The 8,549-nt window shown below is 38.9% G+C and carries 10 protein-coding genes; 8 read left to right on the forward strand and 2 right to left on the reverse strand.

Annotated elements, in window-relative coordinates; all coding sequences use genetic code 11:
- Positions 1-3 precede the first annotated feature (3 nt).
- Positions 4-1,029, reverse strand: coding sequence for a ferredoxin reductase (locus HUN22_RS03305; RefSeq protein ID WP_174726494.1), 1,026 nt, complete (start codon positions 1,027-1,029; stop codon positions 4-6).
- Between the two features lie 173 nt (positions 1,030-1,202).
- Here HUN22_RS03305 and HUN22_RS03310 point away from each other — a divergent pair, with 173 nt between their 5' ends.
- Positions 1,203-1,841 carry a TetR family transcriptional regulator gene (locus tag HUN22_RS03310; protein ID WP_174726495.1) on the forward strand — a complete coding sequence of 213 codons (639 nt, stop codon included), beginning with the start codon at positions 1,203-1,205 and terminating at the stop codon, positions 1,839-1,841.
- 136 nt (positions 1,842-1,977) lie between these two features.
- Positions 1,978-2,625, forward strand: coding sequence for a TetR/AcrR family transcriptional regulator (locus HUN22_RS03315; RefSeq protein WP_002120773.1), 648 nt, complete (start codon positions 1,978-1,980; stop codon positions 2,623-2,625).
- Between the two features lie 87 nt (positions 2,626-2,712).
- Here the strand turns inward: HUN22_RS03315 and HUN22_RS03320 are convergent, their stop codons facing one another.
- Entirely contained in the window at positions 2,713-3,330 is a 618-nt protein-coding gene (locus HUN22_RS03320; protein ID WP_016143952.1) for a thiol:disulfide interchange protein DsbA/DsbL, read from the reverse strand.
- 180 nt (positions 3,331-3,510) lie between these two features.
- Between HUN22_RS03320 and ubiG the strand changes: the two genes are divergently transcribed.
- The 6 genes from ubiG (at position 3,511) to argA (ending at position 8,412) form a co-directional block, all read left to right on the forward strand.
- Positions 3,511-4,224: a bifunctional 2-polyprenyl-6-hydroxyphenol methylase/3-demethylubiquinol 3-O-methyltransferase UbiG gene (gene ubiG, locus HUN22_RS03325; RefSeq protein ID WP_171430539.1), complete on the forward strand. Its 714-nt coding sequence runs from the start codon at positions 3,511-3,513 to the stop codon at positions 4,222-4,224.
- Entirely contained in the window at positions 4,221-4,922 is a 702-nt protein-coding gene (locus HUN22_RS03330; protein WP_174726496.1) for an HAD family hydrolase, read from the forward strand. The genes ubiG and HUN22_RS03330 overlap by 4 nt, the downstream gene beginning before the upstream one ends.
- A 68-nt stretch (positions 4,923-4,990) precedes the next feature.
- Positions 4,991-5,737 carry a YciK family oxidoreductase gene (locus tag HUN22_RS03335; protein ID WP_057085045.1) on the forward strand — a complete coding sequence of 249 codons (747 nt, stop codon included), beginning with the start codon at positions 4,991-4,993 and terminating at the stop codon, positions 5,735-5,737.
- Between the two features lie 218 nt (positions 5,738-5,955).
- On the forward strand, positions 5,956-6,366 hold the full coding sequence (locus HUN22_RS03340; protein ID WP_217488065.1) for an RcnB family protein: 411 nt from the start codon (positions 5,956-5,958) through the stop codon (positions 6,364-6,366).
- Positions 6,367-6,605: 239 nt separating this feature from the next.
- Positions 6,606-6,935: an RcnB family protein gene (locus tag HUN22_RS03345; RefSeq protein WP_174726497.1), complete on the forward strand. Its 330-nt coding sequence runs from the start codon at positions 6,606-6,608 to the stop codon at positions 6,933-6,935.
- Positions 6,936-7,056: 121 nt separating this feature from the next.
- Positions 7,057-8,412 (forward strand): amino-acid N-acetyltransferase, encoded by a 1,356-nt coding sequence (gene argA, locus HUN22_RS03350; protein ID WP_031947001.1) that lies wholly within the window; start codon positions 7,057-7,059, stop codon positions 8,410-8,412.
- The last annotated feature ends 137 nt before the right edge of the window (positions 8,413-8,549 follow it).

Below are 8,549 nucleotides of genomic sequence, written 5' to 3' on the forward strand. Positions count from 1 at the left end.
TTTTTATAGATCAATCGTGACTGGGCTTAATGCCTGGCTCACGCATAGTTTAATTGGACGGTTTGGCTGGTCTTCAATTTCACCAGTTAACAGGTTTTGAGTGACGCCGCTGACTTTGGTGCAGCTACATTTATTGCAGACACCCATACGGCAACCATGTTGCGGACGTAAACCTGCTTGCTCTGCACTGCTCAGTAAATTTGTTTCAGCTAAAAACTCATGCTGGGCACGGCGGAAAATAATACGCTGTGCTGCATGTGTACCAGTCACTTGAAGTGGCTGGAAATACTCTTGATGAAGCTGCGACTGAGCACCTTTTTGTGCATAGATTTCATTCGCTTGCTGCATCATGCCATGATGACCACAAACATAAGTTGCTGTCTGCTCGAAATCTGGAACCAACTTTTGCAGTAAGCTTTCAGTTAAATGCTGTTTTTGCTCGGTGGTATTAAAAAAGTGATATTGAAGCTCTGGATGCTTTTCTGCCAAAGCTTTTAATTCAGCATGAAAAATTTCTGCACGATTAAAATAAATGACATGAATTTGTTCAAGCTGCTGTTTCAACGCTTGCTGTAAAAGTGAGTAAATTGCAGTTATACCGCTTCCTGATGCAATTAAAATCGCAGGATGCTGGCCTTGGTGCAAAGTAAAATCACCTTGTGGCTGGGAAATCTCAATGCACTCTCCAACATGTAATCGTTGAGCTGCACTAGACACTAAGCCCTGTACTTTAATCCCTAAAGAGATTTCACCTTCATTCGTTACTTCGATAATTGAATAACTACGCTGTTGGTAAACGCCATCGATAAGCAAAGTCAGCAGAATACTCTGCCCAGCACGAACCTGATCGAAATTAAAATTACGATTCGGTTTAAGCTTGATAAGCACCATATCGGTATGAAGTGGCTGAACTGCAGTAACTTCTGCAAGTACCCGTTTCCAAGCCCAAGTCACGTTAATTTTCTGCAAAACAAAATCAACGAAATCTTCTCGAACCCAATGTGGCTGATAACTAAGTGTTGCGTTCATACGTTCCTCTTTTGTTTCTGGCTATTTATTTGAGTGAACACATGTTCATATAGTGAACATATGTACACTATATTTATAACTGTTCACTCAGTCAACACTTGTTCACTATTTTTTTTATGAAAGTTTGCTCTTTTTTGTTAGACTTTGGCTCACGGTTTAAATAGGTTCTTTTAATGTCGATACGGGATGAACGAAAACAGCAAAGTCGTCAGGCACTTCTAGATGCAGCCTTGCATCTGAGCACGTCTGGGCGTTCGTTCAGTAGTATCAGTTTGCGTGAAGTTGCACGTGAAGTTGGTTTGGTACCGACAGCCTTTTATCGTCATTTTCAAGACATGGATGAACTTGGTAAGGAACTGGTCGACCAAGTCGCACTACACTTAAAAAGTGTTTTACATCAATTAGGTCAAAGTTATTTACAGCATAAATCTGCTAAAACTCAAACCAGCATTGAGCTATTTGTTCAGGCGGTTAATCATAGTCCTAAGCAGTGGCAGTTTATGATTTCAGAACGTTGGGGTGGCTCAGAAACGGTTCGTGCAGCAATTGCACGAGAAATCGAATTTTTGATTGAAGATCTAACAACTGATCTCACCAAACTCGAAAATTTTAAACATATTCAACATCCGCAAGACTTAAATGTCTTATCTACTATTTTGACCAACATGTCATTTACATGGGCAATGACGTGGCTCAACCTATCGAAACAGTATCAAGGTGAACAGCTCAAGCTGCAACAAACTGCCTTTATTGAAAATGCTTCTACACAAGTTCGCTTACTGTTTAGAGGGATTGCAAACTGGGAACGGTAGAAGCGGCAAATGACAAAAAACAGGTTATGTGGTAATACGTAAAGAGAGAAAGAAAAAGGCTAAAATTTCGAGAAAAGTCTTTTTCTTTTTACAGGAAGTAAACTATTAGTTAGGCCAAACTGGTGTGGGAATACCTATGAATCTTGATCGTCATACACAGTTTTTGATGCGTAAAGAAAAAATTCTGAGCGTGGCAGAAAAGTTGTTATTAGAAAACAATCAGGAAATTACTCTAGATGAGTTAGTGGCCGAGCTAGATATTGCTAAAGGCACACTTTATAAGCATTTTAGAAGTAAAAATGAGCTTCTACTTGAACTCATTATTCAAAATGAAAAGCAGATTTTAGAAATTTCTAAAAAATATAATACAGATTTCAAAGAGTATGCTCCTCATTACATGCTTCATCATTTGCTTGCACCAGGTAAAACGATTCTATTGCATCAACTTGAAGAAAATCTGACGATGACAGAATCTAAGTTGAAGCATCTTTTCGAAGAGCTGTATGAAATTCGCCAACAGCGTATTTTAGCCATTAAAGATATTACCGAAAATTATTTAAAATCATTGAATTATGATATGTCTATTCGTGATTATTTGTCTTATATCTGGTCACTGACTTATGGTGCATCACTGCTTTTAAATTCTACCTATTACCAACGTTCAATTGGTTCTCGCCAAAAATTAATTAATTTATATATTAATCAGGCATTATCACTACCGACCCAAACAGCTAATTTTGATGTTTTAAATTTTCAAATTGAAGATGAAAATCAGCAAAATTAATTGAATTATTTCGTGATAGTTAACGATAAATTAAATATAAAAATGGGCTCCATATGAAGCCCATTTTTGAAGTAAAGCCTAAACAACTTATTTTGCTTTACGTTCTTTCTCAATTAAATAATTAACAACTTGAGTGACTTTACCATCTTCACCCTGCACAACATATTTACCATTCACGACAACTGCTGGTACGCCTGTTAATTGGTACTGTTGAGCAAGTTTATTTGACTCGGCAACTTTTGCAGTCACAGCAAACGAGTTATAGGTACTATTAAATTTCTGTTCAGGTACGCCATAACGAGTAAAGAACTTCGCAGCAGAAGCCTGATCAAAAATTTGTTGACCGTTCACCTGAATCGCATGGAATAGTGGTAAATGCGTGCGTTTACGTACACCTAATGCCTCAGAGGTATAATATGTACGCGCCCCTTGTTCCCACATTTTATTCATTGCAGCAGGTGTACGTACAAAACGCACATCTTTAGGAATCTGTTTTAACCACGTTTGCATATGCGGTTCAAGTTTAAAACAGTGCGGACAGCCATACCAAAAGAACTCTCGAACTTCGATTTTCCCCGGAACTTCCACTTTGCTTGGATTGGCAATCACGGTGTAGTCTTTACCAGCAACAAAATCTGCTGCCATTGCACTACCCGATACGGCCATAATTGCTGCACTCAAACCACCCAAAACCAATTTTTTCATTGCTACAGCTTTTCCTCTAAGTTGTTATGCATTAGCTTATGCTCTAAATATAAAACAAATATGCTAAATTCGTTTTGCTTCTGTGAAGTTTTTTATTGGGTTTATCGCTTTTTTCCCAATAATCGCTACACTAACGGCGAACTACATCCAAAAAGATAACTCAAGTTTAGAGGTAGCACCATGTCGCAATTGAATGTTGATTTACAAGAAATCGCAAAGTTTGAAGCACTTGCTGCCAAATGGTGGGATCAACATTCTGAATTTCGCCCACTTCATCAAATCAATCCACTACGTTTAAACTGGATTGATGAACGTGTAGGCGGTCTTGCTGGTAAAAAAGTACTTGATGTCGGCTGTGGTGGTGGTATTTTGGCCGAGAGCATGGCACGTCGTGGAGCAGATGTACTCGGTATTGATATGGGTGAAGCACCTCTAGCTGTCGGCCGTTTACATGCTCAGCAAGAGAATGTTCAAAATATTGAATATCGTCAAATTCCTGTTGAAGAATTAGCACAAGAACAAGCAGGCCAATATGACGTGGTGACTTGTATGGAAATGATGGAACACGTTCCAGACCCGGCATCTATTGTAAAAGCGTGTCAGGCTCTGGTTAAACCAGGTGGCCATGTGTTCTTCTCTACCATTAACCGTAACCCAAAATCTTATTTATTTGCCATTATTGGCGCAGAGTACGTACTACGCATGTTGCCAAAAGGTACACATGATTATCATAAATTTATTCGACCATCTGAAATGGCGCATGACATTCGTAATGCAGGTCTTACTCTAAAAGAAATGACTGGACTGCATTACAACCCACTGACCAAGCATTATTGGTTAGCGCCAAATGTCGACGTTAACTATATGGTTCATACGATAAATACAGGTGCATGATGAAAGCTGTTTTATTTGATTTAGACGGTACTCTTATCGATACAGCTGCGGATTTCATTCGTATTATTCAGCAAATGTGCCGTGATGAAAGACGGCCCGTTGTTGATGCAGACCTCATTCGCACTCAAGTTTCTGAAGGTGCACGTGCGATGGTGAAATTGGTCTATCCAGAGTTGGATGTGGCCAATCCAATTTTCTTGGCACATCGTCAAAACTTTCTAGATATTTATGGCAATAATATTGTGGTTGATACAGATCTGTTTGAAGGCATGTATCCACTTTTAGAAGAGTTAGAAAGTGCGCAAATCCCATGGGGTATTGTGACCAATAAACCACGTGGCTTAAGTGAATCTCTTTTAGAAAAGTTAAATCTGACAGAACGCTGTGCGGTTTTGGTATGCCCTGAAGATGTCAGCAAAACCAAACCAGATCCAGAACCCATGTATTTGGCTGCTAAACAGTTAAATATTCCAGCAGATGAAATTATTTATGTGGGTGACCACCCACGTGACATTGATGCTGGTCGCAATGCCAATATGCATACTATTTTAGCTGCATATGGATATCTACCTATTGAACATCGTGATGATCTCGCTGCATGGCAAGCCGATTCGATTGTAAATACGGTGACAGAATTACACGATATGTTACGTCAAAAGCTTCCTGCTCTACAGGAAAATCAGCGTATGATAAGTTAACCTAAGAGTTTTATAAGCTTTTTTAACGGTTATTCATTTTATCAATATAAAAAGAAGGAGGTTTACCAATGAAATATTCAGAATATCAACCTCGTCCAGATCTACTCAAAGATCGAATTATTTTAATTACCGGCGCTGGTGATGGAATTGGGCGAGCTGCGGCTCTAAGTTATGCCCTACATGGTGCAACCGTTGTCCTGCATGGTAGAACCTTAAATAAACTTGAAGTTATTTATGATGAAATTGAAAGTCTAGGTGCACCGCAACCAGCGATTTTACCATTACAACTTTCAAGTGCTTCTGATCGTGATTACGACTTTTTAGTCGATACGCTTGAAAAGCAGTTTGGACGTTTAGACGGTATTTTGCATAATGCAGGTATTTTAGGTGAACGTGTGGAGCTGGCACATTATCCTACAGAAGTATGGGATGACGTGATGGCAGTTAACTTGCGTGCCCCATTTGCCCTCACTCAAGCTTTATTACCACTTTTGCAAAAATCAGAAAATGCCTCTGTTGTATTTACCAGTTCTGGTGTAGGCCGTGAAGCACGTGCTTTATGGGGTGCTTATTCTGTCTCGAAAGTTGCAATTGAAGCAGTGAGCAAAATTTTTGCAGCGGAAAATACTTATCCAAATATCCGCTTTAACTGCATTAACCCAGGCGCAACACGTACTGCAATGCGTGCTAAAGCCTACCCACAAGAAGATCCGAAAACACTGCCTACGCCTGAGTCAATCTTGCCTGCCTATCTCTATTTAATGGGTGAAGACAGCTTGGCACTCAATGGTCAAAGTATTGATGCGCAGGATTAAAAAAGTTAAAGATGAAAAGCTAAATTAAATTACGGCCAATCATCAAATCTGGCTTGCCTATACCTGAAAAGTTATATACAAGCCTTTTTTATGATTGATAAAAACTCTTTATCTATCCGTAATTTTAATTGAACCATTAAATGATCTTCACAGTTTCTCTGCATTTTGCGCGTAGAGTATTCAACATGAGAGACATCAGATGTAAACGAGGATGCATCATGAAAAAGTTGTTCACCATCTTAGCCCTTTGCATAACTGTACTGACCACCAGTATGGCGAGCTTTGCTGATCCTCCTTTTGACCGAGGCCATGGCCCCAAAGGTAAAGGTGGAGGACCACGTGGTGAGTGGAATGATCGTGGGCCAGGATTTGGACGTGATCATGATGAAGATCGTATCCGTGACGAACGTCGTATGCGCGAAGAACGTGGCTTTGAACGCTTGAAACAGCATCGCTGGCAGCCGGGTTATGTTATGCCACAGCACTATCGTGGCAATGGTTATAAAGTCGACTATAAAGACAGCAACCTGCCTAAACCGGGCCGTAATCAGCAATGGTACAAAATCAATAATGACTATATTTTAGTCGATACAGATTCTAATAGCATTGTCAGTATTCGTAGTTTTTAAAGCGATAGATCCTCGCTATCGCTGAATAAAAAGGATAAAACCTTCGAGTTTTATCCTTTTTTTTATGTCTTATCTATTTTAAAAATAAAACTTTTTATATTTTCATATTAAGTATTTTCTTAATTTCTTTTTATTTCATATTGGGTTTTCACATTTATTCTTCTTTGCCTCCACGATTTATCTGCAATTGTTCACTAATCTTTAGTTATTGAAATTTAACTCATCATTCGAGGTTCATAATGAAAAAATTAACAACAGCAATTGTTCTTTCACTTACTGGTTTAGTTGCAACGACAGCAATGGCAGCACCTAACGATCATAATCACCATGGCAACTATCAAAACCATGAAGTAAAAACAGTTAAAGTGATTAAAAAAGATGACCATCGTAATGCATGGCGAGTGGGTCAGGTTGTACCGCATGAATATCAACACTCACGTTACGTGATTGACTATCGCCAACATCAAAAATTGACTAAACCGGGTCGCTATCAAAAATGGTACAAAGTGAACGGAAATTATGTACTGGTGAATGAACAGAGCCATAAAATCATTAGAGTTGTTTACTAATTCTAGAACTCTTTAAACACCCAAACTTAGATTTGGGTGTTTTTTTATCTAAAACATGCGGCTTTAATCTTTTTTGTTTAGAATCATCTTTATATCTTTTTGCTGTTGATTCGAGATCGGTATGCCAAGTAAGCCTGAAAGTAAGTCGCATAATAACACCCAGCATTATGTACACTGGTTTCGACACTCAGCACCCTACATTAATGCACATCGCGATAAAACTTTTGTCTTAATGTTTGGCGGTGAAGCAGTTCGTCATCCTAATTTCGAACATATCATTCATGATATTGCTTTATTGCATTCTCTTGGCATTCGCTTAATTCTTGTGCATGGCGCACGTCCGCAAATTAATCAAAATCTTAAAGAGAAAGGAATTGAAACTCCTTTTTATGACAACAGCCGTATTACTACACGTGAATCTTTAAGCTGCGTCATGAGTGCAGTAGGTTCTATTCGCCTAGAAATTGAAGCATTGCTTTCTATGGGTTTGGCAAACTCTCCCATGTACGGTGCTCGAATAGATGTCGTATCAGGTAATTTTGTGACTGCGAAGCCTTATGGTATTCGTGAGGGCATGGATTTCCAGCTTACAGGTGAAGTTCGCTCTATTGATACCGATGCAATTGAGCGGCACCTCGATAACCATAATATTGTGCTATTAGGCCCAACAGGTTATTCCACTACAGGCGAAGTATTTAACTTGCGGGCGGAAGAAGTCGCAACTAAAACCGCAACCTACCTAAAAGCAGATAAACTCATTTTTCTAGGTGAGCAACAAGGGCTGCTGAACGAAGATGAACAAATATTACGTGAATTAAGCCCCCATCAACTGGACTACTATATTCAACAATACCAAACCATTAGCCCAACACTCACTTTGCATTTGCAACAAGCAAAAAAAGCGTCTTTATCAGGCGTACATCGTGTTCATCTCATTTCTTATGCCTATGATGGTGCACTAATTGAAGAGCTGTTCACACGTGATGGTGTTGGTACCATGATTACCGATGCTCATTATGAAGAAGTTCGCATGGCCAACATTCAAGATGTGGGCGGTTTAATGAATTTATTACGTCCGCTAGAAGAAGAAGGTATCTTGGTTTATCGTTCGCGTGAACGTTTAGAGCAAGAAATTAGCCAGTTCGCTGTTATTGAACGCGATGGTACAATTCTAGCGTGTGCCGCCCTTTATCCAATTCCAACCGAATTTAACGAAACACGTTCAGCAGAAATTGCTTGCGTTGCAGTACATCCAAGTTATCGTAAATCGAATCGTGGCAGCCAGATTTTGCAATTCCTTGAAGAAAAGGCAAAAGAACAAGGTATTCGTCAATTATTTGTTTTAACAACGCGTACTGCTCATTGGTTTTTAGAACATGGTTTTCATCAGGTGAGTGTTGATGACTTACCAAATGCTCGTCAGGCACTCTATAATTATCAAAGGAATTCTTTAGTCTTTAAGAAACTGCTTCCCTAGCCTTTGCTCTTTTAAAGATATTCTTATTTCAGATAAGCTTAGTTAAAAAAGTACATCCATAAATACGATTAATTTATGGATGTACTTTTTTTAAATCTTCATTTTTAATGTTTTACTATTTTTTTATTTTATTTACA

It is taken from the genome of Acinetobacter lactucae (genome assembly GCF_013344765.1).
In the GTDB taxonomy this organism is placed as follows: Bacteria; Pseudomonadota; Gammaproteobacteria; order Pseudomonadales; family Moraxellaceae; genus Acinetobacter; species Acinetobacter lactucae_A.

Bases quoted from the DNA above. Each gene is read 5' to 3' on its own strand.
- HUN22_RS03305 (WP_174726494.1), bottom strand. From the start codon at position 1,029: ATGAACGCAACACTTAGTTATCAGCCACATTGGGTTCGAGAAGATTTC.
- HUN22_RS03310 (WP_174726495.1), top strand. From the start codon at position 1,203: ATGTCGATACGGGATGAACGAAAACAGCAAAGTCGTCAGGCACTTCTA.
- HUN22_RS03315 (WP_002120773.1), top strand. From the start codon at position 1,978: ATGAATCTTGATCGTCATACACAGTTTTTGATGCGTAAAGAAAAAATT.
- HUN22_RS03320 (WP_016143952.1), bottom strand. From the start codon at position 3,330: ATGAAAAAATTGGTTTTGGGTGGTTTGAGTGCAGCAATTATGGCCGTA.
- ubiG (WP_171430539.1), top strand. From the start codon at position 3,511: ATGTCGCAATTGAATGTTGATTTACAAGAAATCGCAAAGTTTGAAGCA.
- HUN22_RS03330 (WP_174726496.1), top strand. From the start codon at position 4,221: ATGATGAAAGCTGTTTTATTTGATTTAGACGGTACTCTTATCGATACA.
- HUN22_RS03335 (WP_057085045.1), top strand. From the start codon at position 4,991: ATGAAATATTCAGAATATCAACCTCGTCCAGATCTACTCAAAGATCGA.
- HUN22_RS03340 (WP_217488065.1), top strand. From the start codon at position 5,956: ATGAAAAAGTTGTTCACCATCTTAGCCCTTTGCATAACTGTACTGACC.
- HUN22_RS03345 (WP_174726497.1), top strand. From the start codon at position 6,606: ATGAAAAAATTAACAACAGCAATTGTTCTTTCACTTACTGGTTTAGTT.
- argA (WP_031947001.1), top strand. From the start codon at position 7,057: ATGCCAAGTAAGCCTGAAAGTAAGTCGCATAATAACACCCAGCATTAT.